Below are 19,742 nucleotides of genomic sequence, written 5' to 3'. Positions count from 1 at the left end.
TATGGGATTCGCGTCCGATAGTGGTTCGCGTGATCCAGAACACCCCCGCTCCCTCGACACCGCGCCTGATCGCCCTCGACTGGGGCACGTCGTCGCAGCGTGCCTGGCTCCTCGGCGACGGCGGCCGCATTCTGGACGTGCGCCGGCCGGACTTCGGATTGCTCGGCACCGCCGGCGACGACCCCGCATCACGCACCCGTGCCTACGAAGCCGCGTTCGACGAGGCCTGTGGCGACTGGATCGCGGCCGCCCCCGATCTCCCGGCGATCGCCTGCGGCATGGTCGGCAGCGCCCAGGGTTGGCGTGAAGCCGGCTACCTGACCACCCCGACCGATCTCGCGATAGACGCGGACGACCTGACGACGGTCCCCCACCCCCGCGGAGTACTGCACCTCGTACCCGGCCTGCGCGTCGCCCCCGCGGCCGACGGCACGGTGGCCGGCGACGTCATGAGGGGCGAGGAGACGCAGATCATCGGGGCTCTGGGCCTGCTCCCGCCGGCCGACCGACCGCTCACGATCGTGCTCCCCGGAACACACAGCAAGTGGGCACGAGTCGAGAACCGCAAGATCGTCTCGTTCGCCACATCGATGTCGGGCGAGTTGTACGGGCTGGTGATCCAGCACGGCATCCTCGGCCGCACCGCGACCACCGCCGTGCGCGATGACGCCGCGTTCGAGCGGGGCCTCACCACCGGAACGTCGACACCGTCACGTGGATTGCCCGCGGAGCTGTTCGGAGCGCGAGCGCTCGTGCTCGACGGACTCCTCGATCCGGCGTCGCTTCCCGACTACGTCTCCGGCGTGATCATCGCCGACGAGATCCGGCATCTCGTGCCCCACTACACCGACGGAAATCGAATCCTGTTGTGCGGAAACGCCGACCTCTGCCGGCGCTACGCAGCCGCACTGCGCGTCCACGGCATCGTCGCCGACATCGTCGCCGAGGAGGCCGCAGCACACGGTTTGTGGCGTGTGGCGACCGATGCGGGGCTGCTCGGCCCGGCGCAGTTCACCGATCTCGAGAAGGAGTCTTCATGAGCACCACAGCCACTGCCACCACGACCGGATTGATCGCCATTCTGCGCGGCATCACCCCGGACGAGATCGTCGCCGTCGGTTCGGCCCTCGTCGACGCCGGGTTCACGGCGATCGAGGTTCCACTGAACTCGCCGCGACCCTTCGACTCGATCGAGCGGTTGGCGGCGGCCGTCGGCGACGTCTGCGTCGTCGGGGCCGGAACCGTCCTCAGCGTCGACGACGTGATCCGATCCGAAGCAGCCGGCTCCCGGATCATCGTCTCCCCCAACACCGACGTCGAGGTCATCGAGGCCGCCGTCGCCCGCAACCTGCACCCGTACCCGGGAGCGGCTACTCCGACCGAGGCATTTCACGCCGTCGGTGCGGGAGCGCGCAGCATCAAACTGTTTCCCTCCGACTCCGTCGGGACAGCCGGGATGCAGGCCTGGCGGGCCGTCCTGCCGACGGAGGTCGAATTGCTCCCTGTCGGCGGAGTCGACCGCACCAACCTCGCCGAGTGGGCCGCCGCGGGCGCGGGCGGCGCGGGACTCGGCACCTGCCTGTACCGGCCCGGGGACGCCGCCGAGACCGTCCGCGACCGCGCACTCACCCTGATGGACATCTGGTCCGCCGACGCCGCCTGAACCGACACCTACGACCACCGGGCCACCACCACAGCCCCGCACAGGAGGACTCCATGAAGATCACGTCACTCACCACGTACGCCGTTCCCCCCAGGTGGCTGTTCCTGCGGATCGAGACGGACGACGGCGTGGTCGGCTGGGGCGAACCGGTGCTCGAAGGCCGGGCCGCGTCCGTCGCCGCCGCTGTGGAGGAACTGTCCGACTACCTGATCGGCCAGGATCCGACGCAGATCGAAGACCTGTGGACGGTCATGTACCGCTCGGGTTTCTACCGCGGCGGCGGCATCCACATGAGTGCACTGGCCGGCATCGACCAGGCCCTGTGGGACATCAAGGGCAAGGCCCTCGGCGTGCCGGCGTACGAGCTTCTCGGCGGCCGCGTCCGGGACCGGATCAAGGTCTATTCCTGGATCGGCGGCGACCGACCCTCGGACACCGCGAAGGCGGCGCGTGAGGTGGTCGACCGGGGGTTCACCGCCGTGAAGATGAACGGCACGGAGGAACTGCAGTACCTGGACTCCTGGGACAAGGTGGACCAGTGCCTCGCGAATGTCGCCGCGGTGCGGGACGCGGTGGGCCCGAACATCGGTATCGGCGTCGATTTCCACGGCCGGGTGCACAAGCCGATGGCCAAGGTGCTGCTGAAGGAACTCGAACCGTTCCGGCTGATGTTCGTGGAGGAACCGGTCCTGTCCGAGCACGTCGACGGTTTCGTCGACGTGCTGCGACAGTCGCCGATCCCGATCGCGCTGGGTGAGAGATTGTTCTCCCGTTGGGATTTCAAAACCGTCCTCGCGTCCGGGGCGGTGGACATCATCCAGCCCGATCCGTCGCACTGCGGCGGCATCACCGAGGCCCGGAAGATCGCGCACATGGCCGAGGCGTACGACGTGGCACTCGCTCTGCACTGCCCCCTCGGACCGATCGCCCTGGCCACGTGCCTGCAGATCGACGCGGGCTGTTACAACGCGACGATCCAGGAACAGAGCCTCGGCATCCACTACAACACGTCGAACGATCTCCTCGACTATCTCGTCGACCCGTCCGTGATCACCTATGCGGACGGCCAGGTCCGGATCCCCACCGGTCCAGGACTGGGCATCGAGGTGAACGAGGAGTACGTCATCGAGCGGGCCGCCGAAGGACATCGCTGGCGAAACCCGGTCTGGCGCCACAGCGACGGATCCTTTGCGGAGTGGTGAGGGCAATGGTGCAGACCCAGAAGATCGGCAAGTCCACTTCGGTCGCGGCGCACGCGTCGAAGGCGCGCGTTCTCATCGCGGTGATGCTGTTCGTGACCGTCGTCATCAACTACATGGACCGGGCAAACCTGTCGATCGCGATGCCCGCGATCGCGGACGAAATGGATCTCTCCAAGGCGCAGCAGGGACTTCTGCTGTCGGCGTTCGGCTGGACGTATGCGGCGCTGCAGATTCCCGGTGGCTGGCTGGTCGACCGGATTCCCCCGAGACTGCTCTACCCCGCGTGCCTCATCCTGTGGTCGGTCGCGACCGCGTTCATGGGGGTCATCGGCGGCTTCGTGGCGCTCATCGCGTTGCGCCTGCTGGTCGGCGTGTTCGAGGCGCCCGCGTATCTGATCAACAACCGGGTCGCGACGGCCTGGTACCCCGAGCGTGAACGTGCGACGGTGATCGGCTTCTACACGTCCGGACAGTTCATCGGACTTGCCCTGCTCACTCCCTTCCTGTCCTGGCTGCAGTCGGTGCTGTCCTGGCACTGGGTCTTCATCGTGACCGGAACGATCGGAGCGATCTGGGGTTCCGTGTGGTACGCGTTCTACCGGGAGCCACGCGACTCGCGGGCGAACGACGCCGAGATCGACCTGATCCGCGACGGCGGCGGACTCGTCGACCTCGTGGACGAGCAGCAACCCGAACGTCCGGCGGTGACCCGGAACGATGTCGCCACCGTCCTCGGCCGGCGCAAGCTGTGGGGAATCTACCTGGGGCAGTTCTGCCTCACGTCGACGCTGTGGTTCTTCCTCACCTGGTTCCCCACGTACCTCGTCGAGTACCGGGACATGGATTACATCAAATCCGGATTTCTCGCCTCGCTGCCGTTCGTCGCGGCACTCGTCGGCGTGCTGTTCTCCGGGGTGTTCTCCGATTTCCTGCTGCGCAAGGGAGTGTCTCTCGGAGTCGCCCGCAAGGGTCCGATCATCGTGGGCCTGTTGCTGACCGTCGCGATGATCGGCGCCAACTTCACAGACTCGACCGCGATGGTGATCGTGTTCCTGTCCATCGCGTTCTTCGGCAACGGACTCGCGTCGATCACGTGGTCGCTGGTGTCGGCACTCGCACCGGAGCGCCTGCTGGGGCTCACCGGTGGCATGTTCAACTTCATCGGCAACCTGTCGTCGATCGCGACACCCATCGTGATCGGGTTGCTCGTCACCGACGACAGCTTCGCGCCGGGATTCGTCTACATGACCGTGGTGACCGCGGTCGGGATCGCGTCCTACGTCCTCCTGGTCGGACGGGTGGAGCGCGTTCGGAGCTGACCGCCGGCGAGCGGGGTGACCGGGGTGAGTGCCGACAGCACTCACCCCGGTTCCTCGTCAGTACAGTGCGGCGGCGAGTTTCCGGCGCGCGGTCATGACAACCGGCTCGGCCGGGTCGAACAGTTCGAACAGTTCCAGCAGACGAGTCCGTACCCGCGTCTTGTCGTCGCCGGCGCTGCGGGCGACGACACCGATGAGACGGGCGAACGCCGCGTCGGGGGCCTGGGAGTAGAGCTCGACGTCCGCGGCCTGCAGCTGGGCGTCGATGTCGTTCGGGGCGGCGTCCGCCGCGGCGACGGCACCGGGATCGACGGACTGCACGCGGGCGAGGAAACGCACCTGACGGATCGCGCCCTGCGCCTCGGCGTTGGCCGGTTCCTCGTCGAGGATCTTCTGGAACTCGGCTTCGGCTGCCGACAGGTCGCCTTCGTCGAGCGCCGCCTCGGCCGCGACGAAGCGCGGGTCCTCCGGCTCGGGCTCGTCCTCGGCGCCGGCCGGCGGTCCGGACAGCTTTCCGGCGGTTGCCTGCTGGACGGCGGCGAGCCATTGACGCAGTTGCGGTTCGGGCTGTGCGCCCTGGAAGTCGGCGAGCGGCTGTCCGCCGGCGATGGCGACCACGGTCGGAACGGATTGGACGCCGAAGGCCTGCGCGATGCGCGGGTTGGCGTCGACGTCGACCTTGGCGAGCACCCAGGTGCCGCCGGCCTCGTGTGCCAGCTTCTCGAGCAGGGGTGAGAGTTGTTTGCACGGCTCGCACCAGGTGGCCCACAGGTCGACGACGACCGGGACCTGCTGGGACCGGACGAGTACCTCGGCCTCGAACGTCGCCTCGGTCACGTCGATGACGGGTGTGAGTCCGGTGCCGCCGGGGGCGGCCGGAGCGGCGGCACCGTCCCCGGAGGGTGTGGGTGCCTGCGGAGGCGGAGCGGCCGCACGCTCCTTGAGGGCGGAGAGATCGACTGCTCCGCTCATGGCTGCGGCCACTGCTGAGGAACGCGCTGACGGACGAGAACCTGGTCGAGTCACGTCCACCAGTTTGTCACGATTTGAGCGCGCACCGGAATGCGGGCCGTGCCTACCGCCGAGTGGATCAGACGAGCGACGGTTCGCTCTTCACGGCGCTCGACCGGGACAGCTCGGCCATCCGGCCGGCGCGGGCGGCCCAGACCTCGAACACGACGGTGCCGAACGGCGGGACGCTGGCGACGAGCGCCCAGAAGGTGGTGACCAGATTCCAGCTCAGCTTGCGGGCGGTCCACAGCGAGATGAGCAGGTACAGGACGAAGACGCCGCCGTGGATGGGCCCGAAGATCTTCACGCCGATCTCGTTGCCGTCGGCGGGCAGGTACTTGAAGGCCATGCCGATGAGGAGGCCGAGCCAGGTGAATGCCTCCAGAATTGCGACAAATCGGAAGCGCTTGGCCGTGGTGCTGAGATCGAAGACGTTCGCCATGCCGACCATTGTGCCCGACCATCTACGACAGTCCGTAGTGGTGTGAGATACACCACCACTACGGACTGTCGTCGTCTCAGGCCTTGGGTACGCGCACGATCAGGGCGTCGCCCTGACCGCCACCACCGCACAGTGCCGCAGCGCCCACACCCCCACCACGACGACGCAACTCCAGCGCCAGATGCAACGCGATCCGCGCGCCGGACATCCCCAGCGGATGCCCCATCGCGATCGCCCCGCCGTTGACGTTCACGATCTCGGGATCCAGCCCCAGCTCCCGCGTCGACGCGATCCCCACCGCCGCGAACGCCTCGTTGATCTCCACCAGATCCAGATCCTTCGGCTCGATCCCTTCCTTCGCGCACGCCTTCGCGATGGCCCGCGCCGGCTGCGACTGCAACGTCGAATCCGGACCCGCCACGACCCCGTGCGCGCCGATCTCCGCAATCCACGACAACCCGAGTTCCTGCGCCTTCGCCTTGCTCATCACCACGACAGCGGCCGCACCGTCGGAGATCTGCGACGCCGACCCGGCCGTCACCGTGCCGTCCTTGCTGAACGCCGGCCGCAGCCTGGCCAGGGATTCCACCGTCGTATCGCCGCGCACGCCCTCGTCGGAGCCGACCAGCACGGGATCACCCTTGCGCTGCGGCACCGGCACCGGCACCACCTCGTCGTCGAACACCCCGTCCTTCCAGGCCCGCGCCGCCTTCTGATGCGACGCCGCCGCGAACGTGTCCTGCTCCTCGCGGCTGATCCGCTGCCCGTCCTCCGCGTTCTTCGCCTCGGTCAGGCTCCCCATCGCCTGATCGGTGAAGATGTCGTACAACCCGTCGAAGGCCATGTGGTCGCGCATCGTGACGTCGCCGTACTTGAAACCCTCCCGCGACTTCTCCAGCAGGTGCGGGGCGCGCGACATCGACTCCTGACCGCCTGCCACCACCACCTCGAACTCGCCGGCCCGGATCAGCTGATCCGCCAACGCGATCGCGTCGATCCCGGACAGACACACCTTGTTGATGGTCAACGCCGGCACATCCATCCCGATCCCCGCGGCCACCGCGGCCTGCCGCGCCGGGATCTGACCTGCGCCCGCCGTGAGCACCTGACCCATGATCACGTACTCGACCTGCTCGGGAGCGACGCCCGCCTTCTCCAACGCACCCCGGATCGCCACCCCACCCAGATCCGAACCCGACACATCCTTCAACGAACCCAGCAACCGACCCATCGGGGTCCGGGCTCCGGCGACGATCACAGAACTGGTCACGATTTCCTCCGCGTGAGACGAGTAGACAGGTGCGGGGCGACGGAAGTCACATCCCGACGAGAACTACCGAAACGGTAGCGCTAACGTCGGGACCATGACACAGTCCTCCCCCACCCAGACCACGTCACCGCTGTCCTCGGACCTGGTGACCGCCATCGACCACGTCGGCATCGCCGTTCCCGACCTCGACGCCGCCATCGCGTGGTACTCCGAACACCTCGGCATGGTGTCGACGCACGAAGAGGTGAACGAGGAGCAGGGCGTGCGCGAAGCGATGCTGAGCGTCGTCGGCTCCCCCGATGGCAGCACCGCGCTGCAGCTTCTCGCACCGTTGAACGAGAACTCGACCATCGCCAAGTTCATCGATCGCAGCGGTCCCGGTCTCCAGCAGCTCGCGTACCGCGTCACGGATATCGACGCCATCTCCGCCCAGTTGCGCGAGCGCGGCGTGCGGCTGCTGTACGACGCACCCCGCCGCGGAACCGCCGACTCGCGCATCAACTTCGTTCACCCGAAGGATGCAGGCGGAGTTCTCGTCGAGCTCGTCGAGCCGTCGGCGACCCACTAGAGCTGTGGCCGGCCGCCGGGTACCAGGCGCAGAGACAAGTTCTACTTTGCCCAGGTAGATTGGCGGCCATGGTAAACGAGCAGGACCGTGGTTCGATCCCCCTTCCCTTCTCCACCGTGCGCAAGGGGTTCGACCGGGACGAGGTACGCAACTACTTCGAGCGATTCGACGCCGAGCTCCGCGTCACTGCCGCCGACCGCGACGCCGCGGCGGCGCAGGCGCGGGATCTCGCCAAGCAGCTCGACGATGCGCGGGACGAGATCGACGATCTCCGCAAGGATGTCGACCGCCTGTCCGTTCCGCCGACCACCGCGGAGGGAATGAGCGACCGCATCTCGCGCATGCTCCGGCTCGCGTCGGACGAGGCGTCCGAGGTGCGGGCGAAGGCCGAGGCCGATGCCGCCGAGATGATCTCCGTCGCCGAGCAGGAGGGCGCGCAGCTCCGCGGCCAGTACGAGTCGCTGGTCGCGGAACTCGAAGACCGCCGCAGTGCTCTCGAGATTCAGCACGAGCAGACGATGGCCAAGGCCCGCACGGAGGCGGCGAAGATCGTCGAGGCCGCTCAGGCCGAGCGCGACCGCCTGGCCGCCGAGGCCGAACTGCGTCGGTCGCAGGTGCAGGAAGACTTCGACCTCGCGATGTCCGAGCGCCGTCAGAAGACGATCACGGCCGTCAACGAACTCGAGTCCACCAGCAAGGCCGAGGCGCATCGTCGTCTCGCGGACGCCACGCACGAGGCGGAGCGCAGGTTGCAGGCGGCCACCGACCAGTCGGAGCGCAAGATCGCCCACGCCAAGGAACTCGCGGAAGAACTTCGCGTACTACGCGGACGGATCCTGGCGCAGCTCTTGGGAATTCGGGGACAGCTCGATTCCGTTCCGGCGATGTTGGCGTCGGTCAACCGGGAGAGTGAACTCCTGGACGCGCAGCCCGAGACCGCTGCATCGAACTCCGAGAAGCGCTCGAACGAGAACACGAACAGCAAGTCGGCGTCCGGCGCTGCCGCAGACCGTAAGGCTGCGCAGAACGAGTCCGGAAAGAACTCCGCGGACGAGACGGACAACTCGGACGAGGACACTGCAGTGCTGTCCACCGTCGAGAAGAACCCCGCGAACCGGCAGGCGGATCAGCGGACCGTGAAGACGGGAAGCTAGGACCACCTGCGCGTGAGGCCCCGGGTGCTGCGTCCCGACCAGCACCCGGTGTGCCAGTGCCGCCGGTCCTCGGCGCCGCCGTAGTCGGCCGGCCAGGTGACGAGGTGGGCGACGCCCGGCCGGATGTCGTGATCGCAGCCGGGGCACCGGTAGGACTTGGTCGCCCGCGCCCCGGGGATCGTGCGGACGACGAAGCTCTCGTCCGCGTAGCCGGCGGGCCCGGATTCCTGACGCATCAGCGCACTACCGAACAGCGACCCCTCGGAGTTGTCCGGGGGCGCACTGCGGCGTGTGTTCTTCCGCTGCGGTTTACGACGGGGCACGGTTTTCAGCCTAGGCCTCAGAAGAGCCGGAACTCGGTGCTCTCGGTGCCGCGCAGCGCTTCGTAGTCGAGCACGAGGCACCGGATTCCGCGGTCGGTGGCAAGGGTTTTGGCCTGCGGCTTGATCTGCTGGGCGGCGAAGACACCACTCACCGGCGCCAGCAGCGGATCCCGGTTGAGCAGTTCGAGGTACCGCGTCAGTTGCTCGACACCGTCGATGTCTCCGCGGCGCTTGATCTCCACGGCGACGGAAGCCCCGTCGGCGTTCCGGCACAGCAGGTCGACGGGACCGATGGCCGTCATGTACTCGCGCCGGACGAGCGTGTAACCGCTGCCGAGCGTTTCGACGTGTTCGGCGAGCAACTCCTGAAGGTGTGCCTCGACACCGTCCTTGACGAGCCCCGGATCGACACCGAGTTCGTGACTGGAGTCGTGCTCGATCTCCTCGATGGTGATCCGCAGTTCCTCACCGGCCTTGTTGGTCACCACCCACAGCGCTTCGGCGTCTTCCACGGTGTCTTCGACGAGCCAGCAGGGCGGGCTCATCCAGTTCAGCGGCTTGTAGGCGCGGTCGTCGGCGTGGATGCTCACGGAACCGTCGGCCTTGATCAACAACAGGCGACGAGCGGTGGGCAGATGTGCCGTCAAGCGGCCTACGTAGTCGACTCGGCATCGGGCAATCACTAGGCGCACCCGCCCACCCTAAGGGATCGTGCCGACTAGTCTCGAATGACTATGCGCAGCCCTCGCCGATCCGTCGCCCCGCTGGGGTCGTGGTTGCTCGGATCACCGGACGAGAGTCCCCGCAGGCGCCGCATCCGTGTCCAGCTGCTGCTGACCGCCCCTCTGGTGTTCACCAACCTGGTCGGCGCGGTGATCACCTGCCTTCTCGTCAGTGTCGTCGTCCCCGGCCCGAGTGTGTGGTCGAGCGAGTTCACGATCGCCAACTTCGTCGCAGTGCCCGTGTTCGTGCTGTGCGCGGTCCTGATCGGCGTGACCTGGGGCACCAAGCGACTGGTGTCGGATCTCCGGTGGGCGACGGAGGACGACGCGCCCACGGACCACGACCGGTCGGCGGCGTTTCGCGCACCGTGGCGTCTGACACGTGTCCAGGCGGCGTTGTGGGGCATCGGGCTGGTGTTCTTCACGACGCTGTACGGCATCATCGATCCCCAGACCATTCCGAAGGTCGCGTTCACGATCGCGCTGGCCGGGATCACCGTCTCCGCGTTCTGCTATCTGCTGACCGAGTTCGCGCTGCGCCCCATCGCCGCCCGGGCACTGGGATCGGACGGACCGCGACCCCGCAGAACCCTCGGCATCACCGGCCGCACCGCACTGGCCTGGATCCTCGGGACGGGTGTTCCCGTGCTCGGTCTGATGCTCATCGCGATCTTCAGTTTCATCCGGCCGGCGAGCCCGACCAGCCTCGCGGTCTCGATCCTCGCGCTGGGCGGTGTGATCCTGCTGTTCGGCCTGCTGCTGGTCGTGATCAGTGTGCGCGCCACCGAGGCACCCATCCGCTCGGTGTCGCTGGGCATGGCGAAGGTGGCGGAGGGCGATCTCGACGCGGAGGTCGTCGTATACGACGGCACCGAACTCGGCGCGCTGCAGACCGGGTTCAACCGGATGGCCGAGGGACTCCGCGAACGTGAGCGGATCCGCGACCTGTTCGGACGTCACGTCGGACAGGACGTGGCGTCCCAGGCTCTCCGGCACAATCCCGAACTCGGCGGGGAGGAACGTGACGTGGCGGTCCTGTTCGTCGACATCATCGGATCCACCACGATCGCGGCCACCCGGTCGCCTGCGGAGGTCGTGGACCTGCTCAACCGGTTTTTCAACGTGGTCGTCGACGAGGTCGACAGGCGAGGCGGGTTCGTCAACAAGTTCGAGGGCGACGCCGCGCTGGCCATCTTCGGGGCACCCGTAGCACTCGACGACCATGCGGGAGCGGCCCTCTCCGCCGCTCGTGCCCTTCGCCAACGGCTCACCGACGAGGTATCGGAGTGCGATGCGGGGATCGGTGTGGCGGCGGGTCGCGCCGTGGCCGGAAACATCGGCGCCGACGAACGTTTCGAGTACACGGTGATCGGCGATCCGGTGAACGAGGCTGCGCGGTTGTCCGAGCTCGCCAAGAATGTGTCCGGACACGTCGTCGCGTCCGAGCGTGCGATCGACGCGGCATCCGAGGACGAGCGCAAGCAATGGCAACTCACCGACACCGTCACCCTGCGCGGACGCCTCGAACCGACCACTCTGGCCGTTCCCGCCGAACTAATCCCCGCCGGTTCCGCCGTCGACGATGAGGGCGCCGACTCCGTCGAGTAGCCGGGCGAGCCCGAACTCGAAAGCGTGGGCGGGGGCGAACGCGGCGTTGTGGTGTTCTCCTGCCGAGGCTCCTACCCGGGCGGCCAGCGGGAACTGGTCGGGGTCGAAGACCTTCTCGAAGTGCGGAGCGATGCTCTGCCACCATTCACTGTCGGCCTCACCCTGGGCGGCGAGCGCGGCCGCGTCCACCGCGGCCCGCGCGGCGCCCGCGACGAAACTGTCGAGGAGCGTGACGACGGAGTCCATGTCGAGGTCCGACAGTCCGAGCCCTTCGACCGCGCGCAGTTCCCGTTCGTATTTGGCCATCCCGCCTGGCCCGAGAACCGGCCGGCTCAGCGCGACCACGCCGAGCATCCACGGGTGCGCGCACAGCAGTTGGAAGTAGTCGTGTGCGGCGGCCGCGAGACGCTCCCGCCACCCCGCGCCGGTGTCGTCGGCCGGTTCGAGGGTGGACAACGCGCGATCGAGCATCACCTCCACCAGTTCGGTCTTTCCGGGAACGTGCGTGTACAGCGACATCGCGCCTGCGCCGAGCTCGGCTGCCAGCCGGCGCATCGAGACGGCGTCGAGCCCTTCCGCATCCGCGACCGAGGTGGCCGCCTCGACGATCCGGTCGAGCGTCAGGCCCGGCTTGCCGTTGCGGGGACGCGATATCGGCGTGCTGCCGCCACCCCACAGCAACTCCATGGTGCGAGCGGGGTCGCCGTCCGGTGTCGCGCTTCTACCCATGCCGAGATCTTCCCACGGCGCCCGGGAACAATTCCGCCCGCCGCCCCGTTGACGTACGGCGTACCATAAACCAGGCGAAAGGCGCAGTAGTGACAGCAGAGCCCATCCTCGCCACCTGTGCGGCCACCTTCGCGCCCGCCGATCCTCCCCGCGACTCCCACCTGGTGTTCTGGAGCGATTCCCCGGACGAGCCGCCGCCACCGGGCGCCCGTACCCGCACCTGGATCGCAACCGGGAACACCGTGGAAAGCGTTCCGACGCACAGCGTTTCCCTCGCCGACCTGGTGCCGATGCTGCTGGCTCTGTCACCCGGCGACACGACGCACCGATCGGTCGCGTTCTGGGCTGCCTGCACTCGCACCGCTCTCGGATACGTCGCGGCGGGCAAGGTCCTTCCCGCGGTTGCGCCGAGTGGCCGCGACATCTGGCGGCTCGGCGCCCTCGACACCGAGGACGAGTCGCATCTGCGCTTGCTGGCCGCCGCGCTCCCGCCGGAAGCTCGCGCGATTCCGCTCGGGGATCCGTCCGCCGCCGACGTTCGCCTCCCCGCCGCGGTGGACGTGCTGCGCGACTTCCTCACCTCCGTCGTCGATACGATCCCGCGACTCGAGTCGCCGGCCGCCGACGCCGGCCCCTACCTGGGATGGAACGCCGAGACCTCCCCCGAACTCCGGGCATGGGCGGACGCCCTGGCACCCGACGTGATCGCGTTGTCGTTGCGGATCGACCCCGTCGATCCCGGCGCGGTGGACCTCTCGGACAGCGAGTTCGACGCCACGGTCCAGGTGCACGGTGTCGCGCGGCCCGGGGTGGTCTGCGACGCCGTCGACCTGTGGCGGCATCCGACGCTCGCCGAGTCCGCGTTCGCCTCCGACCCGCGGATCGAGGTTCTCGACGCCCTCCGCCGCGCCGCCCAGGACTGGGCTCCACTCGAAGACCTGCTGCGGGCTGAGGCGCCGCACCGCATCCGGCTCGAGGACGACGACCTGACCTCCCTCGCCGGGGACGCCGGCCGTCGACTACGCGAACGAGGAGTCGAGATCCATTGGCCGCGCGAACTGGTCGCGCGCACCTCGACCCGAATGATCCTCGGTGAACCCGGGTCCCGCGAGGGCGCAGCCGATTTCGGCGGCGACCACGCGTTCGACTTCGACTGGCGTGTCGCGATGGGTGACGACGTACTGACGCGGGAGGAGATGGAAGAGCTCGTGTCGGCGGAGCGCGCCGTCGTGAAACTCCGCAACCGATACGTCGTCGCGGACTCGGTGTTGATACGAAAGACCCTCCAGCGACGCACCGGAACGATGACGTCCGTCGAGGCCCTGCGGGCGTCGCTGACCCGCCGGGCCCGGCGCGGCGAGGAGGACGTCCGCGTCGACTCCTACGGGGCGGCCGCGGCAATGGCGCGGGAGCTGTCCGCCCAGGATCCGGAGGCCGTGCCGGTCCCCGCAGCCCTGCGCGCACAGTTGCGGGACTACCAGCTGACCGGATTCCGCTGGCTCGCCGGGCTCACGTCACGGGGCCTGGGCGCCTGCCTCGCCGACGACATGGGCCTGGGAAAAACGTTGACACTCATCGCACTTCACCTGCACCGCCAGCAGGCGCCGGAGACGGCAGGACCCACACTGGTGGTCTGTCCCGCGTCCCTGCTCGGGAACTGGCGACGGGAGATCGAACGCTTCGCACCGGGCACCGCTGTTCTCGTCCACCACGGGCCGAAGCGGTGTCCACCCGCTGAGACCGTAGCGCGCGGCAGCGACACCGTCGTCCTCACCACGTACGCGACGATGCGGCTCGACTGCGACGTGCTCGCCCGGACGGCATGGGGTCTGGTCGTCGCGGACGAGGCGCAACACCTGAAAAACCGCTCCGCGTCCGTCACCCGGGCGCTGCGGACGATTCCGGGTCAGGCCCGCGTCGCACTCACGGGAACACCGGTGGAGAACAGGCTCAGCGATCTCTGGTCGATCCTCGACGGTGTCACACCGGGTCTCCTCGGCACATACGCGCAGTTCCGGCGCCGCTACGACGGCTCGGCCGCCGAGGACGGAACCGACCGCGCGGCGGAGTTGGCGGCGTTGATCGCGCCGTTCGTCCTCCGGCGCACGAAGTCGGATCCGGGGATCGCCCCCGAACTTCCGCCGAAGACCGAGATCGACCTGGACGTCACGCTCACTCCGGAACAGGCGGGAATGTACGAGGCCCTGGTGCGCGAGGCCATGGAGCAGATCGAGAAGAGCGACGGCATCGGGCGCCGCGGCAGCATCGTGTCGCTGCTGACCGGGCTCAAGCAGATCTGCAATCACCCCGCCCAGTACCTCGGCCAGGAGCACGCCGCGCTCACCGGCCGCTCCCACAAGATCGGTCTGCTCGACGAGTTGATCGACACCAACCTGTCCGAGGGCGGGCGTTCACTCGTGTTCACCCACTTCACCACGATGGGCCGGCTGCTGCGACGGCACCTGACGGCGCGCGGGGTGGACTGCGAATTCCTGCACGGAGGCACCGCCGTCCCCGCCCGGGAGGGGCTGGTCGAACGCTTCCAGAACGGCGACATCCCCGTCCTGATCCTGTCGCTCAAGGCCGCCGGCACCGGGTTGAACCTCACCCGGGCCGATCACGTCGTCCACTTCGACCGGTGGTGGAACCCGGCGGTCGAAGACCAGGCGACCGACCGCGCCTACCGCATCGGGCAGACCCACCCGGTCGTCGTGCACCGGCTCGTCACCGCGGGAACCATCGAGGAACGCATCGCCTGCATGCTCGCCTCCAAGCGGCAGCTCGCCGACTCGGTTCTGTCGCAGGGCGCCGACGCCTTCACCGAACTGACGGACCGTGAACTCACCCGGCTGGTGGCTCTGAGCCCCGACTACGACTTCGGAGGTGACGTATGACCGACGCCGTCACGCTTCCCCGCTTTGCGGCGCAGAAGGGTCGCCGCACCCGCGGCAGAACCTGGTGGGCGCAGCGGTGGGTCGACGATGTCGAGCAGGCCGCGCTCGACTCGAACACGCTGAAAGGCGGACGCGTCTACGCACGTGGCGGACTGGTCGGGCCGCTCACGTTCGCGCCGGGGCTCGTCTCCGCGGACGTGCACACGGGCGAGGAGACCCTGCACGTGCGGATCCGGGTGGACCAACTGGACGAGCGCGAATGGGGCCAGGTGCTCGCGACCCTGGCGTCGCGGAGCGGTCACGTCGCCCAGTTGTCGGGTGGGACGCTTCCCCGCGAACTCGACGACGACCTCGCTGCCGTCGACGTGTCCCTCGTGCCGTCGATGTTCGACGCCGACGCGACATGCACCTGAGAGGAGTGGGACGTGCCGTGCCGCCACGCTGCCGCTGTGCTGTATCAGGCCGCGTGGCTGCTCGACGACGACCCGCTGCTCTTCTTCCTGCTGCGCGGGCGGGAGGGACAGGAAATTCTGCAAATCAGGCACGATTCGCACGAGGAGACGTCCCATGCCTCGTTCGACCGTTCGTGCTCCCCGGTGTCGGCGTCGGACGCCTACGCCGCGATTCCCGGACCGCTTCCGGCGCCGCCGCATACCCGCGGAACCCCGGTACGCCCAGGTTGGCTCGACGACGCTCCCCCCGAGGTTCGGGCGGACGCCGTCTGGTCTGCGATCGTCACTGCGATTTCGCGATACGGAGACCGTGTCTGAGGTCGTCCGACGGTCCGGGCACCAGGCTCGGTGCGACCACCCGGGCCCCGGTCGCCGGATACGGCGTGCAGATCTGGGCGTCGTGCACGAAGCACCAGCGCCAGTTGTCCCCCGCATGGAGCGACTGGACGATCGGATGACCGCTGCGTTCGGCGTGGTGTCGCGCGTGCCGCATCGGTGATCCGTCACTGCATCCGACATAGCCGCACGTCAGGCACAACATCAGGTGCTCCCAGCGGGTACCGAGTGCGAGACAGCCCTCGCACCCGTCCGACGTGTGCGCGACGACATCGCGAATCATGTTCAGATCGGGATCGTGCCAATTATTGGATTGGGTCATAGTGCCACCCCTCAGTAACCAAGATTGGCGGCTGATCCGTCTCGCCACATGGTCACGGCGGAACGAAAGAATCGCCCGAAATCCGGCCTCAACGGACAGCGTCCCGGTTTCGACGGCGGAAAACGGGGTAGTTCCAAGCCATGGATCTGGAAGCAGCCCCAGACCCGAGGGTGGATCACACGCCGCGGGCGACGAACCTGTCCGCGATCGTGGCCGTCACCGCGCACATGCACGACTGCGGAAATCGGGACGAGATCCTCGCCCTGCTGGTCGAAGCTCTCCCGGAACTGGGTCCCTTCACGGTGGAGCCCGTGTCGGCTCTGACTGGCGAACGCCACGACGACGACGTCTGGCGTCACCGTGTGCTGCTCGACGATTCGTGGTCGAGGCCGGTCTCGCTCACCCTGCGGGCCGACTATCCGCCGACCCCGGTGCAGGCCACGCTGCTCGAGTTGCTGATTCAGCACACCGGGTCGGCCCTGCGCGCCGCGTCGCTTCGCTCCCGGGCGGCCACACAGGAACGCCAACTACGCGAGGCCGCGGGCGAGATCACGGCGCTCGGCGCGCGGGCCGCGCGGCTCGAGGAGGAAGCGAAGATCCACAGCACGTTCGGGCGTCTCGCCGCGACCGGTGCCGACGAGACCGCCGTCGCCGAGACACTCCACCAGGTGACCGGACTCGCCGTCGGGATCGAGGACGCCTTCGGCAACCTCCGTGTATGGGCCGGCCCGGACAAGGCCCCGCGGTACCGCAAGACCGGCGGCGGGAACCGAGTCGACGTCCTGCGCCGTGCCGCGATGGAAGGCCGCCCGCTGCGGCACGACAACCGGATCGTGCAGATAGTCCGGCCCGGCCAGACCCTTCTCGGCGTCCTGTATCTGTCGGACCCGGAACATCGGGCCACCGACCTCGACACGGTTGCCCTCGAGTTCGCCACGACGATGCTCGCCGTCGACATGTCGCACCGCAGATCACTCGCCGAGACGGAGGCGCGGCTCAGCCGCGACCTGGGCGCCGACCTGCTCGCCGGCGCCGACGACGCCAGCGCCTACTCGCGGGCCGACGCACTCGGCTACGACCTGCACACCCCGCAACGCGTCCTGGTGGTGCAGTGGGGGCCGGATACGCCCGTCGAGTCCGTCGCGGAAGCCTTGCGGCGCCACCTGACGTCCACCGATTCGTCGGCCCTCCTCGTCCACGGCAACGAACACCGAACCGGGATCCTCGCCGCCGTCATGGACGCAAAGACAGATGTGAACATCATCTTCACGGCGCTGGAGAAGTCGCTCGGCCCCGCGGTCGGAGTGATCGGTGTCGGATCCGAATGCCCCTCCCCCAGTGGCCTACCCGACTCGTACACCCACGCGATTCGGGCGCTGGAGATCAGGAAGCAGTCGTTGTCGCCCCGCGGCGTGGCGCTGTTCGACGAACTCGGCGTGTACCGGATCCTCGACTCGCACAGCAGCACCGGGGACGTCGAGGCATTCGTGCAGGAATGGCTCGGCCCACTGCTCGACTACGACCGGGAACACCGCAGCACGATGACGGCCACACTGGCCCAATACCTCGAATGCGGTGGCAAGTACGACGAGACCGCGCAGGCACTCAGAATCCATCGCAGCACCCTGCGATACCGGATGTCCCGCATTCACGAACTGACCGGGCGTGATCTCCGCAGCGTCGACACACGCCTGAATCTTCATCTCGCGTCCCGCGCACTGCAGGTCCTGGCCGGCGGTGCGTCGGGGTGAAAGGGTGTGTGCGGCACCGGTTGTCGCCGCGGATAGTGTCCGGGAATGCCGAAAGCCCCCCAACAAGGTTGGGGGGCTTTCGGTAACGGATGTTCGGCGGTGTCCTACTCTCCCACACCCTGTCGGGTGCAGTACCATCGGCGCTGGAGGGCTTAGCTTCCGGGTTCGGAATGGGACCGGGCGTTTCCCCTCCGCTATGGCCGCCGTAACTCTATGAAACTGTCACACGGAACATCAGCGAAGACACACAACAAACGGTGTTGTTGGTGGTGTTCTTCTTTCTTCTGTTCTGAAACGTGTGTGTTGTTTCAGATACTGCACAGTGGACGCGTAGCTTCTTTGTGGTAAGTCCTCGGCCTATTAGTACCAGTCACCTGCATCCGTTACCGGACTTCCAGTTCTGGCCTATCAACCCGGTGGTCTGCCGGGGGCCTTACCCCCTCGAGGGGGTGAGAAACCTCATCTTGGAACAGGCTTCCCGCTTAGATGCTTTCAGCGGTTATCCCTTCCGAACGTAGCTAACCAGCGGTGCTCCTGGTGGAACAACTGGCACACCAGAGGTTCGTCCGTCCCGGTCCTCTCGTACTAGGGACAGCCTTCCTCAAGTTTCTAACGCGCGCGGCGGATAGAGACCGAACTGTCTCACGACGTTCTAAACCCAGCTCGCGTGCCGCTTTAATGGGCGAACAGCCCAACCCTTGGGACCTACTCCAGCCCCAGGATGCGACGAGCCGACATCGAGGTGCCAAACCATCCCGTCGATATGGACTCTTGGGGAAGATCAGCCTGTTATCCCCGGGGTACCTTTTATCCGTTGAGCGACACCGCTTCCACTTGCCGGTGCCGGATCACTAGTCCCGACTTTCGTCCCTGCTCGACCTGTCAGTCTCACAGTCAAGCTCCCTTGTGCACTTGCACTCGACACCTGATTGCCAACCAGGCTGAGGGAACCTTTGGGCGCCTCCGTTACATTTTGGGAGGCAACCGCCCCAGTTAAACTACCCACCAGGCACTGTCCCTGAACCAGATCATGGTCCGAGGTTAGAGGTCCAATACGATCAGAGTGGTATTTCAACAACGACTCCACACTCACTGGCGTGAGCGCTTCACAGTCTCCCACCTATCCTACACAAACCGAACCGAACACCAATACCAAGCTGTAGTGAAGGTCCCGGGGTCTTTTCGTCCTGCCGCGCGTAACGAGCATCTTTACTCGTAATGCAATTTCGCCGAGTCTATGGTTGAGACAGCTGAGAAGTCGTTACGCCATTCGTGCAGGTCGGAACTTACCCGACAAGGAATTTCGCTACCTTAGGATGGTTATAGTTACCACCGCCGTTTACTGGGGCTTAAATTCTCAGCTTCGCCACCGAAGTGGCTAACCGGTCCTCTTAACCTTCCAGCACCGGGCAGGCGTCAGTCCGTATACATCGTCTTACGACTTCGCACGGACCTGTGTTTTTAGTAAACAGTCGCTTCTCACTGGTCTCTGCGGCCCCACCCAGCTCACACTGCAAGAGTGATCACCGGACGAGGCCCCCCTTCTCCCGAAGTTACGGGGGCATTTTGCCGAGTTCCTTAACCATAGTTATCTCGATCGCCTTAGTATTCTCTACCTGACCACCTGTGTCGGTTTGGGGTACGGGCCGTGTGAAAGCTCGCTAGAGGCTTTTCTCGGCAGCATAGGATCACTGAATTCGCCTCATTCGGCTATGCGTCACCTCTCAGGCTTAATGAATGGCGGATTTGCCTACCATTCGCCCTACAGGCTTACACCAGTATTACCACTGACTGGCTCAGCTACCTTCCTGCGTCACCCCATCGCTTGGCTACTACCAGATCAGGTCCCATGCATCCACATCCAGGGCCCCCGAAGGGGCGTAAGGACGCTTCAGGATGGTTAGTATCACTGATTCACCAGGGGCGCGTTCACACGGGTACGGGAATATCAACCCGTTGTCCATCGGCTACGCCTG

At 66.9% G+C, this 19,742-nt stretch carries 18 protein-coding genes and 2 rRNA genes (1 of these 20 only partly in view); 11 read left to right on the top strand and 9 right to left on the bottom strand.

Annotation, left to right across the window (positions count from 1 at the left end; genetic code table 11):
- The first annotated feature begins 29 nt into the window (after positions 1–29).
- The 4 genes from OYT95_RS31410 to OYT95_RS31395 are packed head-to-tail and all read left to right on the top strand — an operon-like array spanning position 30 to position 4,184.
- Positions 30–1,040, top strand: a complete 1,011-nt coding sequence (locus OYT95_RS31410) for a 2-dehydro-3-deoxygalactonokinase (RefSeq protein WP_268790004.1) — start codon at positions 30–32, stop codon at positions 1,038–1,040.
- Complete coding sequence (locus tag OYT95_RS31405) at positions 1,037–1,663, top strand: 2-dehydro-3-deoxy-6-phosphogalactonate aldolase (protein WP_268790003.1); 627 nt, start codon at positions 1,037–1,039, stop codon at positions 1,661–1,663. Before OYT95_RS31410 ends, OYT95_RS31405 begins: the two co-directional genes overlap by 4 nt.
- Before the next feature lie 53 nt (positions 1,664–1,716).
- Complete coding sequence (gene dgoD, locus OYT95_RS31400) at positions 1,717–2,865, top strand: galactonate dehydratase (protein WP_268790002.1); 1,149 nt, start codon at positions 1,717–1,719, stop codon at positions 2,863–2,865.
- A 5-nt stretch (positions 2,866–2,870) separates the two neighbouring features.
- The gene (locus tag OYT95_RS31395; protein WP_268790001.1) at positions 2,871–4,184 is read left to right on the top strand and encodes an MFS transporter; all 1,314 of its coding nucleotides are present in this window, start codon (positions 2,871–2,873) and stop codon (positions 4,182–4,184) included.
- Positions 4,185–4,241: 57 nt separating this feature from the next.
- On the opposite strand, the gene OYT95_RS31390 is transcribed toward OYT95_RS31395, so the two are convergent.
- The 3 genes from OYT95_RS31390 to OYT95_RS31380 form a co-directional block, all read right to left on the bottom strand.
- Positions 4,242–5,156 (bottom strand): tetratricopeptide repeat protein, encoded by a 915-nt coding sequence (locus tag OYT95_RS31390; protein WP_268790000.1) that lies wholly within the window; start codon positions 5,154–5,156, stop codon positions 4,242–4,244.
- Positions 5,157–5,274: 118 nt separating this feature from the next.
- The gene (locus OYT95_RS31385) at positions 5,275–5,646 is read right to left on the bottom strand and encodes a DUF3817 domain-containing protein (protein ID WP_037236477.1); all 372 of its coding nucleotides are present in this window, start codon (positions 5,644–5,646) and stop codon (positions 5,275–5,277) included.
- Positions 5,647–5,713: 67 nt separating this feature from the next.
- The gene (locus tag OYT95_RS31380; protein ID WP_268789999.1) at positions 5,714–6,907 is read right to left on the bottom strand and encodes an acetyl-CoA C-acetyltransferase; all 1,194 of its coding nucleotides are present in this window, start codon (positions 6,905–6,907) and stop codon (positions 5,714–5,716) included.
- A 94-nt stretch (positions 6,908–7,001) separates the two neighbouring features.
- Here OYT95_RS31380 and mce point away from each other — a divergent pair, with 94 nt between their 5' ends.
- Both mce and OYT95_RS31370 read left to right on the top strand, forming a co-directional pair.
- On the top strand, positions 7,002–7,475 hold the full coding sequence (gene mce, locus OYT95_RS31375) for a methylmalonyl-CoA epimerase (RefSeq protein WP_268789998.1): 474 nt from the start codon (positions 7,002–7,004) through the stop codon (positions 7,473–7,475).
- A 68-nt stretch (positions 7,476–7,543) separates the two neighbouring features.
- Positions 7,544–8,629 (top strand): hypothetical protein, encoded by a 1,086-nt coding sequence (locus OYT95_RS31370; protein ID WP_268789997.1) that lies wholly within the window; start codon positions 7,544–7,546, stop codon positions 8,627–8,629.
- Here the strand turns inward: OYT95_RS31370 and OYT95_RS31365 are convergent.
- Positions 8,626–8,952, bottom strand: a complete 327-nt coding sequence (locus OYT95_RS31365) for an ATP/GTP-binding protein (RefSeq protein ID WP_128641834.1) — start codon at positions 8,950–8,952, stop codon at positions 8,626–8,628. The genes OYT95_RS31370 and OYT95_RS31365 overlap by 4 nt on opposite strands.
- A gap of 17 nt (positions 8,953–8,969) precedes the next feature.
- Entirely contained in the window at positions 8,970–9,644 is a 675-nt protein-coding gene (nucS, locus tag OYT95_RS31360; protein ID WP_005248359.1) for an endonuclease NucS, read from the bottom strand.
- Positions 9,645–9,680: 36 nt separating this feature from the next.
- On the opposite strand from nucS, the gene OYT95_RS31355 reads away from it, so the two are divergent.
- Positions 9,681–11,282, top strand: a complete 1,602-nt coding sequence (locus OYT95_RS31355; protein ID WP_128641833.1) for an adenylate/guanylate cyclase domain-containing protein — start codon at positions 9,681–9,683, stop codon at positions 11,280–11,282.
- Here the strand turns inward: OYT95_RS31355 and OYT95_RS31350 are convergent.
- Entirely contained in the window at positions 11,229–12,011 is a 783-nt protein-coding gene (locus OYT95_RS31350; RefSeq protein WP_268789996.1) for a TetR/AcrR family transcriptional regulator, read from the bottom strand. The two genes, OYT95_RS31355 and OYT95_RS31350, sit on opposite strands and share 54 nt — an antisense overlap.
- Before the next feature lie 89 nt (positions 12,012–12,100).
- Between OYT95_RS31350 and OYT95_RS31345 the strand changes: the two genes are divergently transcribed.
- The 3 genes from OYT95_RS31345 to OYT95_RS31335 are packed head-to-tail and all read left to right on the top strand — an operon-like array spanning position 12,101 to position 15,675.
- Positions 12,101–14,905, top strand: coding sequence for a DEAD/DEAH box helicase (locus tag OYT95_RS31345; protein WP_268789995.1), 2,805 nt, complete (start codon positions 12,101–12,103; stop codon positions 14,903–14,905).
- A complete protein-coding gene (locus tag OYT95_RS31340; protein ID WP_268789994.1) occupies positions 14,902–15,318 on the top strand; it encodes an SWIM zinc finger family protein in 417 nt (138 codons plus the stop codon). The genes OYT95_RS31345 and OYT95_RS31340 overlap by 4 nt, the downstream gene beginning before the upstream one ends.
- 12 nt (positions 15,319–15,330) lie before the next feature.
- Positions 15,331–15,675 carry a hypothetical protein gene (locus OYT95_RS31335; RefSeq protein ID WP_268789993.1) on the top strand — a complete coding sequence of 115 codons (345 nt, stop codon included), beginning with the start codon at positions 15,331–15,333 and terminating at the stop codon, positions 15,673–15,675.
- On the opposite strand, the gene OYT95_RS31330 is transcribed toward OYT95_RS31335, so the two are convergent.
- The gene (locus OYT95_RS31330) at positions 15,641–16,015 is read right to left on the bottom strand and encodes a UBP-type zinc finger domain-containing protein (protein ID WP_009474161.1); all 375 of its coding nucleotides are present in this window, start codon (positions 16,013–16,015) and stop codon (positions 15,641–15,643) included. The genes OYT95_RS31335 and OYT95_RS31330 overlap by 35 nt on opposite strands.
- 140 nt (positions 16,016–16,155) lie before the next feature.
- Here OYT95_RS31330 and OYT95_RS31325 point away from each other — a divergent pair, with 140 nt between their 5' ends.
- On the top strand, positions 16,156–17,766 hold the full coding sequence (locus OYT95_RS31325; protein ID WP_268789992.1) for a PucR family transcriptional regulator: 1,611 nt from the start codon (positions 16,156–16,158) through the stop codon (positions 17,764–17,766).
- A 91-nt stretch (positions 17,767–17,857) separates the two neighbouring features.
- Here the strand turns inward: OYT95_RS31325 and rrf are convergent.
- Positions 17,858–17,974, bottom strand: a 5S ribosomal RNA gene (gene rrf / locus OYT95_RS31320).
- Between the two features lie 132 nt (positions 17,975–18,106).
- Positions 18,107–19,742: ribosomal RNA gene (locus OYT95_RS31315) — 23S ribosomal RNA — on the bottom strand; it runs 1,499 nt beyond the window's last position.

This window comes from Rhodococcus sp. JS3073, assembly GCF_026810085.1.
Taxonomy (GTDB): Bacteria; Actinomycetota; Actinomycetes; order Mycobacteriales; family Mycobacteriaceae; genus Rhodococcus_F; species Rhodococcus_F wratislaviensis.
The sequence above is the reverse complement of the archived record's forward strand: the minus strand, read 5'-3'. Positions and strand labels throughout refer to the sequence as shown.

Excerpts from the sequence above, each read along its gene's own strand:
- OYT95_RS31350 (WP_268789996.1), bottom strand. The coding sequence starts at position 12,011 with ATGGGTAGAAGCGCGACACCGGACGGCGACCCCGCTCGCACCATGGAG.
- OYT95_RS31385 (WP_037236477.1), bottom strand. The coding sequence starts at position 5,646 with ATGGTCGGCATGGCGAACGTCTTCGATCTCAGCACCACGGCCAAGCGC.
- OYT95_RS31370 (WP_268789997.1), top strand. The coding sequence starts at position 7,544 with ATGGTAAACGAGCAGGACCGTGGTTCGATCCCCCTTCCCTTCTCCACC.
- mce (WP_268789998.1), top strand. The coding sequence starts at position 7,002 with ATGACACAGTCCTCCCCCACCCAGACCACGTCACCGCTGTCCTCGGAC.
- OYT95_RS31330 (WP_009474161.1), bottom strand. The coding sequence starts at position 16,015 with ATGACCCAATCCAATAATTGGCACGATCCCGATCTGAACATGATTCGC.
- dgoD (WP_268790002.1), top strand. The coding sequence starts at position 1,717 with ATGAAGATCACGTCACTCACCACGTACGCCGTTCCCCCCAGGTGGCTG.
- OYT95_RS31355 (WP_128641833.1), top strand. The coding sequence starts at position 9,681 with ATGACTATGCGCAGCCCTCGCCGATCCGTCGCCCCGCTGGGGTCGTGG.
- OYT95_RS31405 (WP_268790003.1), top strand. The coding sequence starts at position 1,037 with ATGAGCACCACAGCCACTGCCACCACGACCGGATTGATCGCCATTCTG.
- OYT95_RS31325 (WP_268789992.1), top strand. The coding sequence starts at position 16,156 with ATGGATCTGGAAGCAGCCCCAGACCCGAGGGTGGATCACACGCCGCGG.
- OYT95_RS31390 (WP_268790000.1), bottom strand. The coding sequence starts at position 5,156 with ATGAGCGGAGCAGTCGATCTCTCCGCCCTCAAGGAGCGTGCGGCCGCT.
- OYT95_RS31340 (WP_268789994.1), top strand. The coding sequence starts at position 14,902 with ATGACCGACGCCGTCACGCTTCCCCGCTTTGCGGCGCAGAAGGGTCGC.
- OYT95_RS31395 (WP_268790001.1), top strand. The coding sequence starts at position 2,871 with ATGGTGCAGACCCAGAAGATCGGCAAGTCCACTTCGGTCGCGGCGCAC.